Source organism: Kitasatospora sp. NPDC036993, from assembly GCF_055607525.1.
Window position 1 is genome coordinate 201,963 of sequence record NZ_JBVJRP010000003.1, and the last position, 21,360, is coordinate 223,322.

20 protein-coding genes and 1 pseudogene are annotated in these 21,360 nt (G+C 72.7%); 12 read left to right on the forward strand and 9 right to left on the reverse strand.

The annotated features are described in order from the left end of the window. Positions 1–31 precede the first annotated feature (31 nt). Together ACZ7C5_RS07040 and ACZ7C5_RS07045 are read right to left on the reverse strand one after the other, a co-directional pair. Complete coding sequence (locus ACZ7C5_RS07040; RefSeq protein WP_401092035.1) at positions 32–1,060, reverse strand: glycosyltransferase family 2 protein; 1,029 nt, start codon at positions 1,058–1,060, stop codon at positions 32–34. Positions 1,061–1,307: 247 nt separating this feature from the next. After that, positions 1,308–1,910 (reverse strand): superoxide dismutase, encoded by a 603-nt coding sequence (locus ACZ7C5_RS07045; protein WP_401092036.1) that lies wholly within the window; start codon positions 1,908–1,910, stop codon positions 1,308–1,310. A 178-nt stretch (positions 1,911–2,088) separates the two neighbouring features. Here ACZ7C5_RS07045 and tsaD point away from each other — a divergent pair, with 178 nt between their 5' ends. The 5 genes from tsaD (at position 2,089) to ACZ7C5_RS07070 (ending at position 8,248) form a co-directional block, all read left to right on the forward strand. Then, complete coding sequence (gene tsaD, locus ACZ7C5_RS07050; RefSeq protein ID WP_470322316.1) at positions 2,089–3,126, forward strand: tRNA (adenosine(37)-N6)-threonylcarbamoyltransferase complex transferase subunit TsaD; 1,038 nt, start codon at positions 2,089–2,091, stop codon at positions 3,124–3,126. A 149-nt stretch (positions 3,127–3,275) separates the two neighbouring features. Continuing rightward, a complete protein-coding gene (locus ACZ7C5_RS07055; protein ID WP_401092037.1) occupies positions 3,276–5,549 on the forward strand; it encodes a M9 family metallopeptidase in 2,274 nt (757 codons plus the stop codon). A gap of 236 nt (positions 5,550–5,785) precedes the next feature. Next, positions 5,786–5,977 (forward strand): hypothetical protein, encoded by a 192-nt coding sequence (locus ACZ7C5_RS07060; RefSeq protein WP_401092038.1) that lies wholly within the window; start codon positions 5,786–5,788, stop codon positions 5,975–5,977. Between the two features lie 160 nt (positions 5,978–6,137). Then, a complete protein-coding gene (locus ACZ7C5_RS07065; RefSeq protein WP_470322175.1) occupies positions 6,138–7,184 on the forward strand; it encodes a cytochrome P450 in 1,047 nt (348 codons plus the stop codon). A gap of 65 nt (positions 7,185–7,249) precedes the next feature. Then, on the forward strand, positions 7,250–8,248 hold the full coding sequence (locus ACZ7C5_RS07070; RefSeq protein ID WP_470322176.1) for a JmjC domain-containing protein: 999 nt from the start codon (positions 7,250–7,252) through the stop codon (positions 8,246–8,248). A 4-nt stretch (positions 8,249–8,252) separates the two neighbouring features. Here ACZ7C5_RS07070 and ACZ7C5_RS07075 read toward each other — a convergent pair whose 3' ends face one another. Beyond that, positions 8,253–8,492 carry a hypothetical protein gene (locus ACZ7C5_RS07075; protein ID WP_401092041.1) on the reverse strand — a complete coding sequence of 80 codons (240 nt, stop codon included), beginning with the start codon at positions 8,490–8,492 and terminating at the stop codon, positions 8,253–8,255. On the opposite strand from ACZ7C5_RS07075, the gene ACZ7C5_RS07080 reads away from it, so the two are divergent. Further along, a complete protein-coding gene (locus ACZ7C5_RS07080; RefSeq protein ID WP_401092042.1) occupies positions 8,491–8,955 on the forward strand; it encodes a DUF6193 family natural product biosynthesis protein in 465 nt (154 codons plus the stop codon). The two genes, ACZ7C5_RS07075 and ACZ7C5_RS07080, sit on opposite strands and share 2 nt — an antisense overlap. Before the next feature lie 82 nt (positions 8,956–9,037). Next, positions 9,038–9,586, forward strand: coding sequence for a histidine kinase (locus ACZ7C5_RS07085; RefSeq protein ID WP_470322177.1), 549 nt, complete (start codon positions 9,038–9,040; stop codon positions 9,584–9,586). A 111-nt stretch (positions 9,587–9,697) separates the two neighbouring features. Here ACZ7C5_RS07085 and katG read toward each other — a convergent pair whose 3' ends face one another. Further along, positions 9,698–11,914 (reverse strand): catalase/peroxidase HPI, encoded by a 2,217-nt coding sequence (gene katG / locus ACZ7C5_RS07090; protein WP_470322178.1) that lies wholly within the window; start codon positions 11,912–11,914, stop codon positions 9,698–9,700. A 288-nt stretch (positions 11,915–12,202) separates the two neighbouring features. On the opposite strand from katG, the gene ACZ7C5_RS07095 reads away from it, so the two are divergent. Next, the gene (locus tag ACZ7C5_RS07095; RefSeq protein ID WP_401092045.1) at positions 12,203–12,616 is read left to right on the forward strand and encodes a Fur family transcriptional regulator; all 414 of its coding nucleotides are present in this window, start codon (positions 12,203–12,205) and stop codon (positions 12,614–12,616) included. Positions 12,617–12,704: 88 nt separating this feature from the next. Continuing rightward, positions 12,705–13,325 (forward strand): L-threonylcarbamoyladenylate synthase, encoded by a 621-nt coding sequence (locus tag ACZ7C5_RS07100; protein ID WP_401092046.1) that lies wholly within the window; start codon positions 12,705–12,707, stop codon positions 13,323–13,325. Between the two features lie 194 nt (positions 13,326–13,519). Here ACZ7C5_RS07100 and ACZ7C5_RS07105 read toward each other — a convergent pair. Further along, positions 13,520–13,966 (reverse strand): annotated as a pseudogene (locus ACZ7C5_RS07105) (cytochrome P450); the annotation flags it as partial. 308 nt (positions 13,967–14,274) lie between these two features. Between ACZ7C5_RS07105 and ACZ7C5_RS07110 the strand changes: the two are divergent. Further along, positions 14,275–14,505 carry a hypothetical protein gene (locus ACZ7C5_RS07110; RefSeq protein ID WP_401092047.1) on the forward strand — a complete coding sequence of 77 codons (231 nt, stop codon included), beginning with the start codon at positions 14,275–14,277 and terminating at the stop codon, positions 14,503–14,505. Positions 14,506–14,746: 241 nt separating this feature from the next. Beyond that, positions 14,747–16,327 (forward strand): PKD domain-containing protein, encoded by a 1,581-nt coding sequence (locus ACZ7C5_RS07115; RefSeq protein WP_401092048.1) that lies wholly within the window; start codon positions 14,747–14,749, stop codon positions 16,325–16,327. Positions 16,328–16,400: 73 nt separating this feature from the next. On the opposite strand, the gene ACZ7C5_RS07120 is transcribed toward ACZ7C5_RS07115, so the two are convergent. Further along, positions 16,401–17,237 carry a helix-turn-helix domain-containing protein gene (locus tag ACZ7C5_RS07120; RefSeq protein WP_401092454.1) on the reverse strand — a complete coding sequence of 279 codons (837 nt, stop codon included), beginning with the start codon at positions 17,235–17,237 and terminating at the stop codon, positions 16,401–16,403. Positions 17,238–17,308: 71 nt separating this feature from the next. Further along, positions 17,309–18,091 (reverse strand): SDR family NAD(P)-dependent oxidoreductase, encoded by a 783-nt coding sequence (locus ACZ7C5_RS07125; RefSeq protein ID WP_470322179.1) that lies wholly within the window; start codon positions 18,089–18,091, stop codon positions 17,309–17,311. Positions 18,092–18,121: 30 nt separating this feature from the next. Here ACZ7C5_RS07125 and ACZ7C5_RS07130 point away from each other — a divergent pair, with 30 nt between their 5' ends. Then, positions 18,122–18,970, forward strand: a complete 849-nt coding sequence (locus tag ACZ7C5_RS07130; RefSeq protein WP_470322180.1) for an NADPH-dependent F420 reductase — start codon at positions 18,122–18,124, stop codon at positions 18,968–18,970. 11 nt (positions 18,971–18,981) lie between these two features. On the opposite strand, the gene galK is transcribed toward ACZ7C5_RS07130, so the two are convergent. Both galK and galT read right to left on the reverse strand, forming a co-directional pair. Further along, the gene (galK, locus tag ACZ7C5_RS07135; protein ID WP_401092451.1) at positions 18,982–20,109 is read right to left on the reverse strand and encodes a galactokinase; all 1,128 of its coding nucleotides are present in this window, start codon (positions 20,107–20,109) and stop codon (positions 18,982–18,984) included. Positions 20,110–20,182: 73 nt separating this feature from the next. Next, complete coding sequence (gene galT / locus ACZ7C5_RS07140) at positions 20,183–21,289, reverse strand: galactose-1-phosphate uridylyltransferase (RefSeq protein WP_401092450.1); 1,107 nt, start codon at positions 21,287–21,289, stop codon at positions 20,183–20,185. Between the last annotated feature and the right edge of the window lie 71 nt (positions 21,290–21,360).

Sequence of the window (21,360 nt, forward strand, 5' to 3'; positions counted from 1 at the left end):
GCCGAACGGTCCGACCCGCGGGTACGGCGGCTCAGCGGCGGATGGCCTGGCGGGTGCGGCGGGCGAGGCGGTGGGCGCGCTGGACGGCGACGAAGCCGCTCATCGAACCGGCCAGGGTGAGGCGGTACTTGAGGCGGAGCTGGGGGTTCAGGGTGGCCACGTGCTCGGGGCCGATGGCCCGGAGGAGGCGGCTGACGTGCTGCTGGTAGGCGGCGCGGTAGGCGTGGTCGCCGTCGGGGACGGTCCAGAAGAACATCGGGATCTCCTCGACCAGGCAGTTGCGGTCGTAGGCGCGCAGGTGTTCGGCGAAGACGGGCTCGGGGCGGGCGAGCAGCCACTCGCGGACGAGTTCCATCGAGCGGACCCGGTCGACCAGGCCGCGCGGGTCGGTCTTCTTCTGGGTGATGGACAGGTTGCCGTCCTCGCGGACGCGCCAGTGGTAGACCGGCTCGGCGAGCACGTCGACCCGGTCGGCGAGGAAGTGGTGGGGCACGCTGACCGGGGCGTCCTCGTACAGGATGCCCTCGGGGTACAGCACGCCGGCCGTGTCGAAGAAGGAGCGCCGGTAGACCTTGTTCCAGGCGGTCCGGTCGGTGACGAGGGCGGGCAGTTCGCTGACGTGGGTGCGCAGCCTGGTCTCGCGGAACGGGCGGCGGTGGGCGTGCGAGGGACTGAGGCCGGTGGTGCGCAGGCGCAGGGCGTTGCCGGCGGCGAAGTCGGAGCCGGTCTCGTCCAGGGTGTCGATCATCAGCTGGTAGGCGTGCGGCGGCAGGGTGTCGTCACTGTCGACGAAGGCCAGGTACTCGGTGCCGGGGGTGAGGTGGCGCCAGCCGGTGTTGCGGGCGGCGCCCAGGCCCTGGTTCTCCTGGCGGACCAGCCGGAAGCGCGGGTCCCGCCCGGCGTACGCCTCGGCGACGGCCGGGCCGTCGTCGGTCGAGCCGTCGTCGACCATGACGCACTCGAAGTCCCCGAAGGTCTGCGCCGCGATCGAGTCCAGACACTCCCCGAGGTAGCGCTCGACGTTGTAGACCGGGACGACGAGGGAGAGACGCGGGGCCATCGGGCGCCCTTTCGCTCAGCGGCGGCAGCAGCGGATCGGGCCGGGAGGCCGTTGCCGGCCGATCACCGGCAGTGGTCCGAGCGAGCGTAGGGAGCGCACGCGACCGGCAGGCGAACGGCGGATGGCGTCCGGCCTGCGGCGGAGTGTAGCAGCCGCCTCCACTGTCAACTCCCGTTACAGGAACACCCGTTAGGGGCGGGCCCCGGACCGCTCGACCGGTCCGGGGCCCGCCGTCACCCGATGCGGGTCAGGCGCCCTTGACGGCCGCGAAGCGGGCCGACACGTCCTGCCAGTTGACGACGTCCCACAGGCGGGTGACGTAGTCCGGGCGGACGTTGCGGTACTGGAGGTAGTAGGCGTGCTCCCAGGCGTCGAAGGCCAGCAGCGGGGTGGCGTTCTGGCCGACGTTGCCGTGGTGGTCGTAGACCTGCTCGACGATCAGGCGCTGACCGAGCGGCTCCCAGGACAGGATGCCCCAGCCGGAGCCCTGCACGCCGGTGGTGGCGGTGGTGAGCTGCTTCTTGAAGGCCTCGAAGCTGCCGAAGTGCTCGGTGATGGCGTCGGCCAGCTCGCCCTCGGGGCGGTCGCCGCCCTCGGGCGAGAGGTTCTGCCAGAACAGCGAGTGCAGCACGTGACCCGACAGGTGGAACGCGTAGGTCTTCTGCAGGCCGACCAGGCCGCCGAACTGCTCCTTGTCGCGCGCCTCGGCGAGCTGGTCCAGGGTGTCGTTGGCGCCCTTGACGTACGCGGCGTGGTGCTTCGAGTGGTGCAGCTCCAGGATCTCGGCCGACATCGCCCGCTCCAGCGCGGAGTAGTCGTACGGCAGGTCGGGAAGCGTGTAGGTGCCCATCAGGACACGGCCCCTTTCGGCGGGTTGAACGGTGGTGATCGTGCCGGGTCAACACTATTGCGTATCAGTTGCAGGAACGAAGCATGGGCTCCTGCTTATTCCTCACGTCTCGTCGTGCACAATGGTCACCGTTCCGTGTAATGAGTGACAAGGGTGAGTGACTGTGACAGGGTCGCCGGTGGTACTGGGCATCGAGTCCTCCTGCGACGAGACCGGCGCAGGCCTGGTGCGCGACGGCGTGCTGCTCGGGCAGGCGGTGGCCTCCTCGATGGACGAGCACGCCCGGTTCGGCGGGGTGGTACCCGAGATCGCCGCCCGGGCGCACCTGCACGCGATGGCGCCGGTGGTCCAGGAGGCCCTGGACCGGGCCGGGCTGACCCTCGGCGACATCGGCGCGGTCGCGGTGACCACGGGCCCGGGGCTGGCCGGGGCGCTCCAGGTCGGCGTGGCCGCGGCCAAGGGCTACGCCTTCTCACTCGGCGTCCCGCTGTACGGCGTGCACCACCTCGCCGGGCACGTCGCCGCCGCCACCCTGGACGGCGGGCCGCTGCCGGACCCGTGCGTGGTGCTGATCGTCTCCGGCGGCCACACCTCACTGCTGCTGGTCCGTGACCTGGCCCGCGACCCGGTCGTCCACCTCGGCGACACCCTGGACGACGCGGCCGGCGAGTGCTTCGACAAGGTCGCCCGGATCCTGGGGCTCCCCTACCCGGGCGGCCCGGCGATCGACCGCGCCGCGCGCGAGGGCGACCCGACGGCCGTCCGGCTGCCGCGCCCGCTGACCGGGCCGCGGGACGACCCCTACGCGTTCTCCTTCTCCGGCCTGAAGACCGCCGCCGCCCGCTGGGTCGAGGCCCAGCGCGAGCCCCATGTGCCGGACGCGGCGGCCGCGTTGCAGGAGGCGATCGCCGACGTGCTGACCCGCAAGGCGGTGCGGGCCTGCCGGGACCACGGGATCGGCACCCTGGTGGTGGTCGGCGGGGTCGCGGCCAACTCCCGGGTGCGCGCGCTGGCCGAGCAGCGCTGCGCGGCGGCCCGGATCGCGCTGCGGGTGCCGCCGCTGCGGCTGTGCACCGACAACGGCGCGATGGTGGCGGCGGTCGGCGACCTGCTGGTCCGCTCGGGCGCGCGGCCGGCCCCGGCGGACCTGTCGGTGGACCCGTCGGCGCCGCTGGAGTTCGCGGCGCTCACTCCCCGTCCGCTCGTGCGGACCTGACAACGTTTCGGTCTCGCCGACCGGCAATCCGTTCCCGGGGCTTCCCTCCGCGTTCTCCGTTGTGCCATTTTACATGTCACACAGCAAGGCCCGTGCGCCCCACGCAGCGCGGCCACCCCCACCCTCAACGGCCCCGGAGGCCCCCACAGATGCGTCCCTCCTCGATAGCGAAGGACAGCGCGCGCAGACTCCCTGCGCTCGGCACCGCCCTCCTCCTCTCGCTCGGCCTGTTCGCGCCGGCGGCACAGGCCGCCGGCGCCACCACCACCGCACCGGCCGGGCAGCCGGCCGCCTCGGCCGGAAAGGCCGCGCCGCGCACCATCCCGGTGCCCAAGTCCCCCGACACCCCCGAGGACGCCCGCCCGCTCGCCTCGGACCCGCAGGCCAAGGCCACCGCCCCGACGGCGGGCAGCACCGTCGGCGCCGCCCCGGCAGCGCGGCAGCTCGCGGCCGCCTGCGACGTCTCCGCGTTCACCGGCAAGTCCGGTGCCGCGCTGGTCCAGCAGGTCAAGTCCGCCGGGCTCGACTGCGTCAACACGCTCTTCAAGCTCACCGGCAACGACGCCAAGGGCGCCTTCAACGAGGCCCAGATGGTCACCGTCGCCAACGCCCTGCGCGACGTCTCCGCCACCTACCCGGGCGACAACTCCACCTCAGCCGGGCAGCTGGTGCTCTTCCTGCGCGCCGGCTACTACGTGCAGTGGTACAACGCGGACGCCGTGGGTCCGTACGGCGACAGCCTGAAGGCCGCCATCCGCGGCGCGCTGGACGCCTTCTACGCCGCCCCGCACAGCAAGGACGCCACCGACGCCAACGGCGCCACCCTCTCCGAGGCCGTCACCCTGATCGACAGCGCCGCGGAGAACGCCCGCTACACCGGCGTCGTCAAGCGGCTGCTGAACGACTACACCGGCAGCTGGCCCGCCGCGATGACCAGCGCCGTCGCCAACACCGAGACCGTCATCGAGCGCGGCTTCGACCTGCCGGAGTTCGTCTCCGCCCTCCAGGCCGACCCGTCCTTCGCCACCACCGTGTCGTCCTTCGTCACCCGCAACAGCGGCCTGATCGACGGCGGCGACGTGGTCACCAAGATCGGCATCCAGCTGGGCAACTTCGTCGCGAACGACGCGCTGCGCGCCCAGGGCCGGCCGATCCTCAAGGACCTGATCAACCGCTACCCGCTGGTCGGCAACACCGGTCCGCTCACCATGAACCTGCTCTGGTTCACGGAGAAGAAGGACGCCGGCAACTGCTCCTACTACGGCACCTGTGACGTGCCCGCCAAGCTCGTCCCGCAGGTGCTCACCGTCGACCACACCTGCAACCCCAACCTGCGCATCCGCGCGCAGGAGATGACCGCGCAGCAGCTCGCCGACACCTGCACCAGCCTGGTCAACCAGGACGCCTACTTCCACAAGATCGTCAAGGACGGCGGCCCGGTCCCGAACGACAACAACACCAACCTCGAGGTCGTCGCCTTCGACGACTACTACAACTACAGCCTGTACGCCTGGGAGATGTACAAGATCGAGGTCGACAACGGCGGCATGTACGAGGAGGGCAACCCGGCCACGGTCGGCAACCAGGCCCGCTTCATCGCCCACGAGGCCTCCTGGCTGCGCCCCGAGTTCCAGATCTGGAACCTCAACCACGAGTACACCCACTACCTCGACGGCCGCTACGACATGTACGGCGACTTCGAGGCCGGCATGACCACCCCGACCATCTGGTGGGTCGAGGGCCTCGCCGAGTACGTCTCCTACGGCTACCGCAAGGAGCACTACGACGCCGCGGTCGCCCAGGCCGCCAAGGGCACCTACAGCCTGAGCACCCTGTTCGACACCACGTACGACAACGCGGACTCCACCCGCGTCTACAACTGGGGCTACCTGGCCGTCCGCTACATGCTCCAGTCGCATCCCCAGGACGTCGACGCGCTGCTCGCCAAGTACCGCGCCGGTGACTGGAACGGCGCCCGCACCCTGCTGAAGACCACCATCGGCACCAAGTACGACGCCGACTTCGCCGCCTGGCTCAAGGAGTGCGGCGCCGACAACTGCGGCTCACTGCCCACCGAGCAGCCCAAGGCCCCGCTGTGCACCGCCGCCGACGCCCGGCAGTTCGACAAGGACTGCCGCCGCGACAACGTCGCCGCCACCACCGGGAACTACAGCTACAGCTACCTGAACCTGCCGGCCGGTGTGAAGCAGCTGACCATCACCACCAGCGGGGGCACCGGCAACGCCGACCTCTACTACAACGCCGGCTCCTGGGCCACCACCGGCTCCTACACGGCCAAGTCCACCACCGGCGGCAACGGTGAGACCCTGACCATCACCAACCCGCCGGCCGGTTACGTCTTCTTCAGTCTCCACGCCCAGCAGGGCTTCGGCGGCGTGACCGTCACCACGACCTACAACTGACCGACCGTGCGGTTCGCGCCGCACGCACGGCGCGCACCGCACGCACCGCACGCACCGAAGGGCCCCGCGGCTTCGCGGGGCTCTTCCGCGTTCCCCGCCAGGGCCCCGGCGGGACTCCGCCGGGACATTCCACGGTTATAACGATTCGACCACCGAATAGACCGTTAACATCGCGCAGAGATCGCATACTTTTCTGCCGAAGGGGTGTCCGGGCGGCGAAGTTTCGATTAGTGTCCATGAACAGATCAACCCGTTCGGCTTCCGGCGACGGAATGCCGAATACCTCTGACGGCTCGGGTGCGGCGGTGCCGCCACATCCGCGATCCCAGGAATGGAGATTAATCATGAAGATGATCAAGTCGCTCGTCAGGAAGTTCAAGAAGGACGAGGACCTCGCGAACCACGCGTGGGTGCTGCACGTCATCTGACGTGGTCAGCCGTCGGCGGGGGCCCGGGTCGGCCGGCACCCCCGCCGGCGCCGCGGCACGTTCGGAATCACTCCGCGGGCCGCTCCGGATTCGCTCCCGGGCCGCTCCGGAACGCCTGTCCCGGCCATTTCGAAATGGAGGCTCGATTACCGTGGAAGAAATGGCGACGGCGACCACCCGAAGCCGTTCCGTCGTGTACGCCCCGAGAATTCGGGAACTGCTGGACAGAGACGAGAAGGTGTTCCGGATCGACCCGTCCAAGGTCGGTGTCTCGGACTCCCGGCTGATGGCCGAAGTCGTCGCGGCACGCCCCGTTCTTTCCACCGAACGCTCGGTCTACAAACCCGCCGCCGGCGCCGACATCCCCCACGACAGCGCGACCAGGACCATCCGCGCCCTGGGACAGGACGCCATGGCGGGCGTCCGGAAGCCCCCGCCCCCGGCACGCGGGCTGTCCGGCCCCTGGCCCTACGCGGGCACCTCCTACCTGCGCCGCTGGCTGTTCGCCGCCGACCCGCTGCCGGTCTCCCTGCTGTCGAAGCGCGGCATCACCCGCTCCGACACCCTCTCCCGTCTCGTCGACCGCACCGTCACCGTCTGGCCCGGCTCCGCCGGCCACGAGGGCCGCACCGAACTGGCCACACTGATCCGCGGCGCCGACGACCCGCTGGAGCGCCGGCAGGCCGTCGCGATGTACCGGCGGGCGACGGCCACCCTCTGCGACGGAGTGGCCGCGCTGACCGGCAACGCCCTGTGGCTGCTGGGCCCCGGGCGGGCCCGGCCGGAGGACCGCGCGAACCTCACCACCGTCCTCTGGGAGACCCTGCGGCTGCTCCCGCCCGCCTGGATGCTGTACCGCAACGGCGGCGAGGCGTACACCGGCCTGCATCCCGAGATCCGGCCCGGGGACGACGTCGCGCTCTTCCCGCTGCTGATGCACCGCCACCCCGACTACTGGCCGGACCCGCTGGACTTCCGCCCCGAGCGCTGGGACGGCGTCGCGGACCCGGAGAAGACGCCCGCGTTCATGCCCTTCGGCTTCGACGGCGCCCGCTGCTGGGCCAAGCACCTCATCGTGCCGCTGGCCGAGCGCCTGCTGGCCGTCGCCCTGGACAACCGCCTGACCGTCCACAGCCCGCAGCAGCAGGCCCACGTGCCGCTGCGCTCCCTGCTCTCCGTACGGTTCGAGGCGCTGGTCGGAGCCTGACCCGCCGGGCGCCGTCCGCCGAGCACCGAGCACCCCGGAACACCCCTGACACCACGGGACACACCATGGAATCGCCCACGCTCGCCGCCTGGGTCGGCGACGTCGAGAGCTTCACCGGCCGCCGGTGGCAACGCGAACCCGCGCTCTACACCCCGGAGGCGCTCGCCCCGCCCTTCGACCTCGACGAGCTGGACGCCGCCTTCGACAGCGGACTGCTGCGCACCCCGTACCTGGAGATGGTCCGCTCCGACAAGGTCACCATCCCGTCCGAGGCCTTCACCGCCTCCCGCGTGGTCAACGGCACGGCGCACCACGGCTTCGCCGACCGCGCGAAGGTGCTCGCCCTGCTGCGCCGCGGGTCGACGCTGCTGCTGCGCTGCGTCGACCAGTGGCACCGCCCGACCGGCGAGCTGGTGGCCCGGCTCTCCGAGGAGCTCGACCGGCGGATCGAGGCGTTCTTCTTCGTCACCCCCGCCGGCGGCCAGGGCCTGGCGGTGCACCGCGACGACGCCGACGTGTTCGTCCTCCAGGCCGCCGGACGGAAGACCTGGTACGTCCACGACGCGCCGGCGACGGCGGACTGGCGGCTCGGCGAGCTCCCGGACGACGAGCGCTCCCCGCTGCGTCTGCGCGGCGTCCTCGAACCCGGCGGCGTGCTCTACGTCCCGCGCGGCTTCGCGCACCGCGCGGTCGGCGCCGGGGGCCTGTCCGCCCACCTGTCGCTGACCGTCCGCGACCTCTCCGTCCAGGACCTGCGCACCGCCCTGGAACGCGGGCTGGCCGACGGCCTCGACCTCCCGGCACGCCCGCTCGGCGAGGCCGCGATCGCCGACGCCGGCGCCGCACTGCTCGACCACGCCAGGGCCCGGCTCGACGCCCTCGGCCCCGCCGGCCTCCTGTACGCCGCCCGGGTCCGCCCACCGGTCGCCCCGGCGCCCGCGGAGAGCCTCGCCGAGGCGGCCCGGACCTGGGAGTCCGGTGCGCCCGCCGCCGGGCGCACCGGACTGGCCTCCGTCAGCCGTACCTGGCGCAAGCTGCGCGGCTCCGCCGCCGCCAGGGGCTGACCGCTCAGCCGGCCTCCCGTACGCCCCGGCCGGGGGTGGCGGCCCGGTCCCGGGGTGTGCTCCTCCCCTTGCTCCGGACGACCGTGAGAACGGTGAGCGTCACGGCGCAGAGCACGAGACCGGTCAGCACCGGGTTGACGTACGAGGGGACGATCACGGGGACCGTGCGGCCGTCGGAGCCGACATCGGCCACCCACCCGCGGCGTTCGCTTCCGGAAGCGGCCGGCGGCAGACTACGTGACATGCGATCAGATGATCAGAGGGACGCCTTGCCCGAACCCGGGGTTCCGAACCTCGCCGAGGCCCGCGCGGTCGGTCCCGAGGCGGCGGTGGAGGCCCGCTGGGAGATCCTCGCCCAGAGGTGGGAGGAGGTCCGGCGGGAGGTCGGACACGGCCCGGACAGCGAGAACGCCGGTCTGGTACGGCTGCTGCGGGCCGCCCGCGCCGAGCCCCGGCTGGCCCGGTTCTTCCCCTTCACCAGCCACTACAACCTGTGGTTCAGCCTGGCGACCTCGCCCCCGTACGTGGACGCGGGCATGCCGTACGCCGAACCGCTGTACCCCGGCGGCTACCGCGTCCGCCGCCCGAACGGCGGGGAGGTCGTCGGCACGCCCGCCACCGCGGAGGAGGCGGTCGCCCTGCTGGTCGAGCACCTGCCGCCGGACCTCGGGCCGGTCTTCAACCACCCCGAGGACGGGCCGCGCTGAGCGGCACCGGGGTGGCAGCGGCCGGCGCCGAGGGTCACGATGGAAGCCCGGCCACCGCCGGCCCCGGCCCGATCGGAGCGCCATGAGCGACCAGCACAACGTCGTCCTGCTGACCTTCCCCGACGCCGGTGCCTGGCGCCCGGCGTTCGACGAGGCGCAGCGCCTGCCGGGCCTGCGGATGGTGGCGGCGATGGAGCGCAGCGCCGACGGCCTGCTGGAGGTCAAGGACACCTTCACCCGGGGCGCGGGCATGGCCACCGTCGGATCGGGCGTGCTGGGCGGCCTGATCGGGCTGCTCGGCGGGCCGGTCGGCGTGCTGCTGGGCTTCGCGGCGGGCGCGGCGCTCGGCAGCGCGGCCGAGGAGCACCAGGCGGCGGAGGGCGGCGCCGGGCTGATCGTGCTCTCGCCCCGGGTGCCGGACGGCGGCGCGCTGCTCGCCCTGGAGATCAGGGAGTCCGCGCCGGGCCCGGCCGACGAGCTGGCCGCCCGGCACGGGGCCGCGGTCGAGCGGATCGACGCGCACGACTTCACCGAGCGGATCCGGGCGGCCGAGAAGCGGGCGGAGGAGGAGACGGCGGAGCAGTCCGCGGGGGAGACCTCGGACGGGGGCCCGTCCGTCCAGGGTTCCTGAGCCCACCCGGAGGGCGGGCGGGTAGCGCACGGCGGGAGCCCGGCGGCGACCGCGGAACGGCGGGAGCCCGGGGGTCGACGCCCCAGGGCTCCCGCCGTCAGCCGCCCGGGATCAGGCGAGGTCGAAGCGGTCCGCGTTCATGACCTTGACCCAGGCCGCGACGAAGTCCTCGACGAACTTCTCCTTGGCGTCGTCGCCCGCGTACACCTCGGCGACGGCCCGCAGTTCGGCGTTCGAACCGAAGACCAGGTCGGCACGGGTGCCGGTCCACCGGACCCGGCCCGAGCCGTCCCGGCCCTCGAAGGTGTGCGCGTCCTCCGAGGTGGCCTTCCAACTGGTGTCCAGGTCCAGCAGGTTGACGAAGTAGTCGTTCGTCAGCACGCCCGGGGTCCCGGTGAGCACGCCGTGCTTCGACTGGCCGTGGTTGGCGCCCAGCACCCGCAGGCCGCCGACCAGCACGGTCAGTTCGGGCGCGCTGACACCCAGCAGGTTGGCCTTGTCGAGCAGCAGGTACTCGGCCGGCAGCCGGTTGCCCTTGCCGACCCAGTTGCGGAAGCCGTCCGCCTTGGGCTCCATGGCGGCGAAGGACTCGGTGTCGGTCAGCTCCTGCGACGCGTCCACCCGGCCGGGCGCGAACGGCACCTCGACGGCCAGGCCGGCCGCCTTGGCGGCCTGCTCGACGCCGACGCCGCCGGCCAGCACCACCAGGTCGGCGAGCGAGACCTGCTTGCCGCCGCCCTGCGCGTTGAACTCCTGCTGCACGCCCTCCAGCGCGCGCAGCACCGAGGCCAGCCGGTCGGGCTCGTTGACCTCCCAGCCGATCTGCGGCTGGAGCCGGATGCGGCCGCCGTTGGCGCCGCCGCGCTTGTCGCTGGAGCGGAACGAGGAGGCCGCCGCCCAGGCGGTGGAGACCAGGTCGGACACCGGGAGGCCGGTGGCGGTGATCCGCCGCTTGAGGTCGGCGACGTCGGCCGCGCCGATCTGCTGGTACGTGGCCTCCGGCAGCGGGTCCTGCCAGAGCAGGTGCTCGCCGGGGACCTCCGGGCCGAGGTAGCGGACGACCGGGCCCATGTCGCGGTGGGTCAGCTTGTACCAGGCGCGGGCGAAGGCGTCGGCGAACTCCTCCGGGTTCTCCAGGAAGCGCCGGGAGATCGGCTCGTAGACCGGGTCGAGGCGCAGCGACAGGTCGGTGGTGAGCATGATCGGCACGTGCCGCTTGGCCGGGTCGTGGGCGTCCGGGACGGTGCCCTCGCCGCCGCCGTCCTTGGGCTTCCACTGGTGCGCGCCGGCCGGGCTCTTGGTGAGCTCCCACTCGTAGCCGAACAGCGTCTCGAAGAAGCTGTTGTCCCAGGTGATCGGGGTGGGTGTCCAGGTGCCCTCCAGACCGCTGGTGATGGCGTCGCCGCCGACACCGGTGCCGAAGGCGCTCTTCCAGCCGAGGCCCTGCTGCTCGATCGGGGCGTCCTCGGGGGCCGGGCCGACGTTGTCGGCGGGGCCGGCGCCGTGGGTCTTGCCGAAGGTGTGGCCGCCGGCGATCAGCGCGACGGTCTCCTCGTCGTTCATCGCCATCCGGTAGAAGGTCTCGCGGATGTCGCGGGCGGCGGCGACCGGGTCCGGGTTGCCGTTCGGGCCCTCGGGGTTGACGTAGATCAGGCCCATCTGGACGGCGGCCAGCGGGCTCTCCAGCTCGCGGTCGCCGGTGTAGCGCTCGTCGCCGAGCCAGGTGGTCTCCGGGCCCCAGTAGACGTCCTCGTCCGGCTCCCACTCGTCGACCCGGCCGCCGCCGAAGCCGAAGGTCCGGAAGCCCATGCCCTCCAGGGCCACGTTCCCGGACAGGACGATCAGGTCGGCCCAGGACAGGGCGCGGCCGTACTTCTTCTTCACCGGCCACAGCAGGCGGCGGGCCTTGTCCAGGCTGGCGTTGTCGGGCCAGCTGTTCAGCGGGGCGAAGCGCTGCTGGCCGCCGCCGGCGCCGCCGCGGCCGTCGCTGACCCGGTAGGTGCCGGCGCTGTGCCAGGCCATCCGGATGATGAAGGGGCCGTAGTAGCCGAAGTCGGCCGGCCACCAGTCCTTCGAGGTGGACAGGGCCTGCTGGATGTCCCGCTTGACGGCCGGGAGGTCCAGGGTCCGGAAGGCCTCGGCGTAGTCGAAGTCCGCACCGAGCGGATTGGCCACGGCGGGGTTCTTCGCGAGGATCTTCAGATTGAGCCGTTCCGGCCACCACTGGCGGTTCCCGCCGCCCTGGGTGGGGTGCGGCGCCCGCCCGTGGTTCACCGGGCAACCTTCCGCGCTCGCCTCTACGCCGGTTGCATCGTGGATGTCAGACATGGGAATCCTTCCCTCACAAGGCGGATCACGGTGTCTTCACTGCTACCTACGGCACCTACTGCTGCTGTCTGGTCCTGGCGCGCCACGTGTTGCCACGCTTGCCGCCGCGTACGGCGGTGACGGGGGTCACGTGCTGCTGCCACCCAGGCTAGCGCCGGAGCCGATCCTACGATGGACGGAATCCAAGTCAAGAAAGACACCAAAGCCATATCCGATCGGGATTCGGAAGGCACCGGATGTGCATTGGTAAACTCCGGTCCACTACTTGACCTGAATAGGTGAACCGATATGAGTGACCTGCTGGAGCGGCTGCGCGGGCGTGGCTGGCGCCTCACCTCCCAGCGGCGTGTCGTGGCCGAGGTCCTGGACGGCGAGCACGTGCACCTGACCGCCGACGAGGTGCACGCCCGGGCGGCCGAGCGCCTGCCGGAGATCTCCCGGGCGACGGTCTACAACACGCTCGGTGAACTGGTCACCCTGGGTGAGGTCATCGAGGTGTCCACCGACGGGCGCGCCAAGCGGTACGACCCGAACGCGCACCGCCCGCACCAGCACCTGATCTGCACCGGTTGCGGCGCGATCCGCGACGTCCACCCGCTCGGCAATCCGCTGGCCGACCTGCCGGACGAGCAGCGCTTCGGGTTCGCGGTGGCCCAGGCGGAGGTCACCTACCGGGGGCTCTGCCCGGACTGCGCGGGCTGATCACGGGCGCCCCGCGCGGCGTGCCCGGCGGGCGCGGCGTGCCCGACGGCTGCACCGATCGGGGGCGGGCATCCCGTAGGGTCGGCCAATGGCGAAGTACTTCGACGTGCATCCGGAATCCCCCCAGCCCCGCACCATCGGCACCGTGGTCGCCGGCCTGCGCGCGGGGGACCTCATCGCGTACCCGACCGACTCCTGTTTCGCCCTGGGCTGTCAGCTGGACAACCGCGACGCCCTCGACCGGATCCGGTCGATCCGGCGTCTCGACGAACGCCACCACTTCACCCTGATGTGCATGGACTTCGCCCAGCTGGGCCAGTTCGTCCACATCGACAACAACGTCTTCCGCGCCGTCAAGGCGGCGACGCCGGGCAGCTACACCTTCGTCCTCCCCGCCACCAAGGAGGTCCCCCGCCGCCTGCTGCACCCCAAGAAGAAGACGGTGGGGGTCCGGATCCCCGACCACGCCGTCACCAGGGCCCTGCTCGCCGAGCTCGGCGAGCCCCTGGTCTCCAGCACGCTGCTCCTCCCCGGTGAGGACGAACCACTGACCCAGGGGTGGGAGATCAAGGAGCGGCTCGACCACGTGCTGGACACCGTGGTGGACTCGGGCGAGTGCGGCACGGTCCCGACGACGGTCGTCGACTTCTCCAGCGGCGAGGCGGAGATCGTCCGTCGCGGGGCCGGCGACCCCGCACGCTTCGAGTGACGGACCGGGTACTGCCGGGCGGCCGCCTCAACCCCACTGGCCTGGAAGCGACTTGAGCCCGTTCCGGAGGTCCGGGACCAGGCGCTGAGGCGGCCGGCCCGGCACCGGCGCGAGGCCAGGCCGGGCAGCTCGGCGACGACGCGCCGGATCAGGGCTGACATCTGGATCCTGGCCAGCTGCGCGCCCATGCAGAAGTGCGGGCCGAAGCCGAAGCTGACGTGGTCGTTCGGCGTACGGGTGATGTCCAGGCGGTCCGGGTCGGAGAAGACCGACTCGTCGCGATTGGCGGAGGCGTGGTACACGACCACCTTGTCCCCGCGGCGAATCGGCTGCCCGCCCAGGGCGACGTCTCGTGTGGCCGTGCGCCGGAACTCCAGTACCGGCGGCCAGAACCGCAGCAGCTCGTCCACCGCCGAGGCGGCCAGGTCCGGCCGTCGGCTCAGCAGGCGGTACTGGTCGGCGTGGGTGAGGAGGGAATACAGTCCGCCGGGCACGCCGTTGCGCAGGGTCTCGTTGCCGGCGACCCCGAAGAGGAAGAACATCGTCTCGAACTCGGCCGCGCTCAGCCCGGCCTCCCGCATCCGGGCCACGATGCTGCCGGGCGGCGGCTGCTCGGCGAGGGCGTGCGCGTAGGCGAACATGTCCGCCAGCGCGGCGCGCGAACGCGGATTGACGGGACGGCCGTCGGGGGTCGTGAGGGCCTGGGGGCGTCGGGCCACCGCCGCCCGTCCCGGCTCGGTGAGCCCCGCCGGGTCCGCGGTGCCGGACCCGGCCGGCCAGCCGCCGACGGCAGGCTCCTCGACCCGGCAGACGGGGGCGGATTCGCGGAGTTTTCGAAAGAGTTCGTACGGAACGCCGCGGGCGTAGGTGTCCGGAAGGAAGATCTGGTTCACGTACGCCTGATCGAGGGCCACGTGGATGGACGGTACGCCAGGGGCGCCGCGATGTCATGGACGGTGAAGAGTTGTTCGAGTTCGGTGGAATGGTCGGTCCGGTCGATTGCCGCCTCGACGGCGAGCCGGAGGGCTGGGCCGGGCAGTCGGCCGGCGAAGGCGTGCCGGGCCGGGCCCTGCCGGGCCAGGACGGCGTTGCGCGGGTGCGGCCCTGCTCCGGGGAGGAGGACGACGTCGTGCGGGCGCTCGGCGGCCGCCGGAATCGCGAGGCGTGCCCGTACTGCTAGGAAATGCGGGCGCGCGGGCGCCGTGGAAGTGGGTAATCTGCACGCGTTCGAAACCTTCGAACGCGTGCTTCTTGTGATGACTTGTGGGGGGAACTCGGTGCGCAATCGCCGACTTGTGGTTCTGGCTGCCCTGGTGGCGGCCGGTGTGGGTGTCACGCCTGGGATCGCCCAGGCTTCGGGGCCCGGTGCGAAGCCTGCCGCGCCCGCGGCCCAAGGCGCGGCCGCGAACGGGACGGACGCGGTGCGCCAGCTCCCGGGCCGGACGTACAGCAGCCCGGCCGAGCGGACGGTGGCCACGGCGAAGCCCGGTGTCCGGGCCGGCCTGGCCGCACCCGCGCAGGGCGCCCAGGGTTCGCAGAGCTCCCAGCACTTCTGGACCAGCCTGGACGCCATGACCTGGGGCGCGCACGAGGTGGACCTCAGGACCTACGTCTCGGTCTACGAGGCGACCACGGTCGACGTCACGATCGCCTGGGGCGACGGCACCACGGACACGTTCTCCGCCGGCTCGTCCGCCTCCACCTCCGTCTCCGACAGCCGCGTGACCAAGCACAACTACGCCGCGGTCGGCTCCTACCAGATCAAGGTCACGGTGAAGGACCCGGCGAGCGGCGGCGAGGCCGTGAACCAGGTCGACTTCGTCACCGGCGGCTCCGAGTTCACCCCGCACGCGCCGACCCGGCTGCTGGACACCCGTTCGGGCCTCGGCGCCGCCCAGGCCAAGGTGCCCGGGCGCGGCACGGTGGCGCTGAAGGTCGCGGGCACCGCCCGGATCCCGGCGAACGTGGCCACCGTGGTCCTCAACGTCACCGCCACCGGCTCCACCGGCTCCGGCCACGTCTCGGTGGCGTCCCAGAAGGACCTCGCCGAGGGCACCGAGACCTCGAACCTGAACTACGCCGCCGGCCAGACCGTGCCGAACCTGGTGACCTCGTACGTCGGCAAGGACGGGTACGTCTACCTGTACAACGCCGGTTGGGAGCCGGTGGACCTGCTCGCGGACGTGACCGGCTACTTCTCGCCCCAGACCGCCAGCGGCTACGGCTCGGTGCCGCAGACCCGCGTCGTGGACACCCGCGAGAGCCTCGGCACGGCCAAGGGCCAGGTCGCCGGGCAGAGCAGCTTCGACGTGGCGGTTGCCGGCCGCAACGGCGTACCCGGCAACGCCACCGCCGTCGCGCTCAACCTGACGGTCACCGGCCCTCAGGAAGCCGGACACCTGATCGCCTACCCGAGCGGTCAGGCGGCGCCGACCACCTCCAGCGTCAACTTCACCGCTGGCCAGACGGTCGCCAACGCGGTGATCGTCCCGGTCGGCCCGGACGGCAAGATCTCCATCCGCAACGGCAGCTGGCGGCCGACCGACGTCGTGATCGACGTCGTCGGCTACTACACCCCGGACAGCCGCTCGGCCTTCGTGTCCGGCTCGGTGTCGCTGCGCCTGGTCGACAGCCGCACGAACCGCTGGGGCCGTCCGGCCGGCCCGCTGCACGGCCGCGACTTCTACGCGATGCGGAACGAGAGCGACACCACCACCCCCAGGGTCGACGGCTGGGTGCTGAACACCACCGTCACCAACACCACCGGCCCGGGCTTCCTGTCGGTCACTCCCGACCCGAACTTCTGGTCCGACTACCAGAACGGCACCCCGGCCGTACCGCAGCGCCCGGTCTCCTCGACGCTCAACTGGACGGCCGGCGCCACCGTCGCGAACATCGCGCAGACCCCCGGTGGCAAGGGCGGCATCGTCGACATCTGGAACCAGGGCTGGCAGGACATCGACTTCATGGTCGACCTGTTCGGCTACTACCAGACGATCTGATCCTTCCCAGGCCCTGAACACGGGGGGCGGCGCTCCGCGACGGAGCGCCGCCCCCCGTGGCCTTTCCCGGCCGTCAGCCGGTCGCCGCCCAGGAGAGCAGCAGCCGCAGCCCGTCCTCCGAGGGCGAGCCGGGGTCCGCGGTGTAGGTCACCAGTGCCTGCCCGGTGTCGTCGGCGGGCCGGAGGGTGTCGTAGGCGAGGTCGAGGGTGCCGGTCAGGGGGTGCCGGAAGGACTTGCGGCCCGAGGTCTTGTCGGCGACCGGGTGTTCGGCCCACATCTGGTGGAACTCCGGGCTGCCCAGGCAGAGCCGGCCGACGAGCTCGGCGAGCAGCGGGTCGTCAGGGCGGCGGCCCGCCTCCAGGTGCAGGAAGGCGACGTTCTCGCGGGCGCAGGTGGCCCAGTCGGCGTAGAGCTCGCGCGAGGCCGGGTCGAGGAAGGTGATCCGGGCGATGTTGCGGTCCTCGGCCGGCAGGGCGCCGTAGTCGCCGAACAGCGCGACGGCGGCGCGGTTCCAGGCCAGGATGTCCATCCGGTGGCCCATCACCACGGCCGGGGTGTGGTCGAGCTGCTCCAGCAGGTGCAGCAGGGAGGGGCGCGGCTGCTGGCGGGCGGCCGGGCGGCGGGGGCGGGCCGAGGGGCGGGCGAGGCGGTGGAGGTGGCCGGACTCGTCGGGGGCCAGGCGCAGGGCGCGGGCCACGGCGTCGAGGACGGCGTCGGACGGGTTGCCGACCCGGCCCTGTTCCAGGCGGGTGTAGTAGTCGACGCTGACCCCGGCGAGGTGGGCGAGCTCCTCGCGGCGCAGCCCGGCGACCCGGCGGCGGCCGCCGTAGTCGGGGAGGTCGACGTCCTCGGGCCGCAGGCGGGCGCGGCGGGTGCGGAGGAATTCGCTCAGGGCGCTGCTCGGGTTCACGTCCTGGATTGTCACCCGAACGCGCGCCCCGTGCCTGGTCCTGTCAGGACCAGGCACGGGCGGGAGGGCGCTCAGCCGGTCAGGGACGGGAAGGCGGGGACGAGGCCGCCGTCGATCACGATGTCCTGCCCGGTGATGTACGAGGAGCGGTCGGAGAGCAGGAAGGCCACCGTCTCCGCGACGTCCTCGGCCGTGCCCAGCCGCCCGAGCGGGACGTGGCCGCGGATCGGCTCGTGGTCGGCCGGGTCAGGGACGGCCGCGTGGAACATCTCGGTGACGATGTAGCCGGGGCTGACCGAGTTGACCCGGATGCCGCGTCCGGCGAGTTCGCTGCCGAGGGTGCGGGCGAGGCTGAGGACGGCGGCCTTGGTGGCGGCGTAGACGGCGGCGCCGGGCAGGCCGCGGTGCGGGGTCCAGGAGGCGTTGAGGACGACCGAGCCGCCGCCGGCCGCGTCCAGCAGCGGCAGGGCGTGCTGCACGGTGAAGAACACACCCTTGAGGTTGGTGGCGACGACCCGGTCGAACTCGGCCTCCGTCACCTCCTCCACCGGCTGGAACCCGGCCACGCCCGCGTTGGCGAAGACGCCGTCGAGCCGGCCGTACCGCTCCCGCACGGTGTCGGCCAGCCGGGCGAGGTCCGCAGGCACGGAGGCGTCGGCGCGGACGGTGAGCAGCCGGTCGCCGGCGTCGAGCCGCGCCGCGGCGCGGGCGAGTCTGGCGTCGTCGCGGCCGGTGACGACGACCCGGGCGCCGGCGGCGAGGAGCCGGTGGGCGGTGGCGAGGCCCATGCCGCTGGTACCGCCGGTGACCAGGACGGTGGATTCGGTGGGAGTTCCGGTGGGAGTGCGGTTCATGGCGTCCACCCTCGCGACGGCGCGGGGCCGGTGCCAGGCCCGCCCCGACCCCGGGTCCGGGAGGGCCACCCTGCGGACCGGGACGGCCGTCCCGCCGATCGTGGGATCCACCCGGCGGTTCGCGAAATCCACCCCGCCGGCCGGGAATCGGGACGATCACCGGGTGGTTGGGCCAAGGCGACGGTCCATTACGGCACTCGCGAAGAGGGGCTTCCCATGAAGATCGGCATCATCGGCGCGGGCAACATCGGCGGGAACCTGACGCGGCGGCTGTCCGCGCTCGGGCACGAGGTGGCGGTGGCCAACTCCCGTGGCCCGGAGACGCTCAAGGCGCTGGTCGAGGAGACCGGGGCGAAGGCCGTGACGGTCTCCGAGGCGGCCGCGGGGGCGCAGGTCGTGGTGGTGACGGTGCCGCTGAAGAGCGTGCCCGACCTGCCCGCCGGGCTGCTGGACGGCGCCGCCGAGGGCGTCGCGGTGATCGACACCGGCAACTACTACCCGAAGGAGCGCGACGGCCGGATCGACGCGATCGAGGACGGCGGGCTCACCGAGAGCCGCTGGACGGAGCAGCACATCGGGCACCGGGTGGTGAAGGTGTTCAACGGCACCTACGCCCAGGACCTGCTGGAGCGCCCGCTCCCGGCGGGCGACCCTGAGCGGCTCGCCGTACCGGTGGCCTCGGACGACGAGGCGGCCAAGCGGGTGGTCCGGGCGCTGGTCGACGAGCTGGGTTTCGACACCGTGGACGCGGGCGGGATCGACGAGTCCTGGCGCCAGCAGCCGGCCACCCCGGTGTACGGGCTGCGCGCCGGGGTCGAGGCCGTGACCCGGGCGCTCGCGGAGGCGTCCCCGGAGCGCCCGGAGGCCCACAGGGCGTAGGCAGCCCTAGCTCACCGGAGCCGGCGCGCACCCTCCCCCGGGACGGCGGTGAGGGTGCGCGGCTCGGCGTACCCGGCCGCGCGGAACGCGGTGGTGACCTCGGCGGCGACACGCTCGGCCGCGTCCTGGTCCACCAGGGCGATGACCGAGCCGCCGAAGCCGCCGCCGGTCATCCGCGCGCCGTGGGCGCCCGCGGCGACGGCCGTCTCGACGGCGAGGTCGGTCTCCGGGCAGGAGACCCGGTAGTCGTCGCGCAGCGAGGCGTGCCCGGCGGTGAGGATCGGGCCGAGGGCCGCGAGGTCGCCGGCGTCCAGGAGGGCGACGGCGGCCTCCACCCGGGCGTTCTCGGTGACCACGTGGCGCACCAGCGGCACCAGTTCCGAAGGGAGTCGGGCGAGGGCGTCCGCCAGCCCGGACGGCTGGAGCGAGCGCAGCGCGGGCAGCCCGAGCAGGGCGGCGGCCCGCTCGCAGCCGGCCCGCAGCGCGGCGTAGGCGCCGTCGCCGAGGTCGTGCTTCACCCGGGTGTCCAGGACCAGCAGCGCGAGGCCCGCGCCCGCGAGGTCGACGGGCACCTGCCGCATCGCCAGGTCCCGGCTGTCCAGGAACAGCGCGGCCCCCGGGCGGCAGCACATCGAGGCCATCTGGTCCATGATCCCGCAGGGCACGCCGACGAAGGCGTTCTCGGCCCGCTGCGCCAGCACCGCCAGCTCCGCGGCCGGCAGCCCCAGCCCGTACAGGTCGTTGTACGCGGCGGCGAGCACGCACTCCAGCGCGGCGGAGGAGGAGAGCCCGGCGCCGCTGGGCACGTCGCTGTCCAGCCGGAGGTCCGCCCCGCCGACCTCGTGTCCGGCGTCGCGCAGCGCCCACACCACGCCGGCCGGGTAGCCGGCCCAGCCGGGCACCGAGCCGGGGGCGAGGTCGTCGACCCGCAGCGTGACGAGCTCACGGCCCTGGGCGGACCAGATCCGCAGCAGCCCGTCCTCCCGGCGGGCCGCCTCGGCGCGGACGGTCTGCGGCAGGGCGATCGGCAGGACGAACCCGAGGTTGTAGTCGGTGTGTTCGCCGATCAGGTTCACCCGGCCGGGGGCGGCCCACTCCCCCTCGGCGGGACGGCCGTACAGCTGATCGAAGGTGTTCATGCGCCCACCTCGCTGCGCTCGGCGGGTGCTTCACACAACCCGCACCTCTTGATGACGAACTCGCTTCGCTCGTTCATGTGGCGACCTCCCGCAGCCGGAGGGCCGCGTCCTCGGGGGTGACGTCGTTGACGAAGGCGTCCATGCCGGACTCCACGCCGGCCAGGTACTTCAGCTTGTCGGCGGCGCGGCGGATGGTGAACAGCTCCAGGTGCAGGGCGAGTTCGTCCCGCTGTCCGACGGGGGCCTGGTGCCAGGCGGAGATGTACGGGGTGCGGCCACCGCCGAAGAGCCGGTCGAAGCGGCGCAGCAACTCCAGGTAGAGCACCGGGAACTCGTCCCGCTGCCCGGCGTCCAGGGCGGTCAGGTCGGGCACCCTGCGGTGCGGGTAGAGGTGCACCTCGTACGGCCAGCGGGCGGCGAAGGGGACGAAGGCGGTCCAGTGCGTCCCGGCGAGGACAACGCGGTCGCCGTGGGCGCGTTCGGCGGCGAGCAGGTCGTCGAAGAGGTTGCGGCCGGTGGCGGCGCGGTGCTCGGCGGCGCGGGCGGCCGTCCTGGCGGTGCGCGGGGTGGTGAACGGGAAGGCGTAGATCTGGCCGTGCGGGTGGGCCAGGGTGACGCCGATCTCGGCGCCCCGGTTCTCGAAGCAGTAGACCTGCCGCACGCCGGGCAGCGCGGAGAGTTCGGCGGTGCGGTCGGTCCAGGCGTCCAGGACCAGCCGGGCGCGTTCGGGGGTGAGGTCGGCGAAGGAGGCCTCGTGGTCGGCGGTGAAGCAGACCACCTCGCAGCGTCCGGCGCCGGGGCCGCCGATCCACGGGCCGTCGGCCGCCGGGGCGGGCTCCGCGGGCGGGCCGGCCAGCGAGGGGAAGCGGTTCTCGAAGACGGCCACCTGGTAGTCATCGGCCGGGATCTCGCTGAGCCGTCCGTCCCTGGACGGGCAGAGCGGGCACTCCTCGGCCGGCGGCCGGTAGGTGCGCGCCTGGCGGTGGGCCGCGATGGTGACCCAGTCGCCGGTGACCGGGTCCAGCCGGACCTCGGAACCGGGGACCTGCGGGTCCAGCGGCCGTCCGTCCACGGCGCCCCGGGGGGCGGCGGCGCCGCTGTCGTAGTAGATCAGCTGCCGACCGTCCGCGAGGGTGGTCACGGTCCTGACGGTGGGCTGGGTCAGGGACGTACCGGGCATGGCCCTTCTTCCTCTGAGTGAAGCCATTGGAATCAACAGAAAGCTACAATCTCAAACATTATCCACCATGG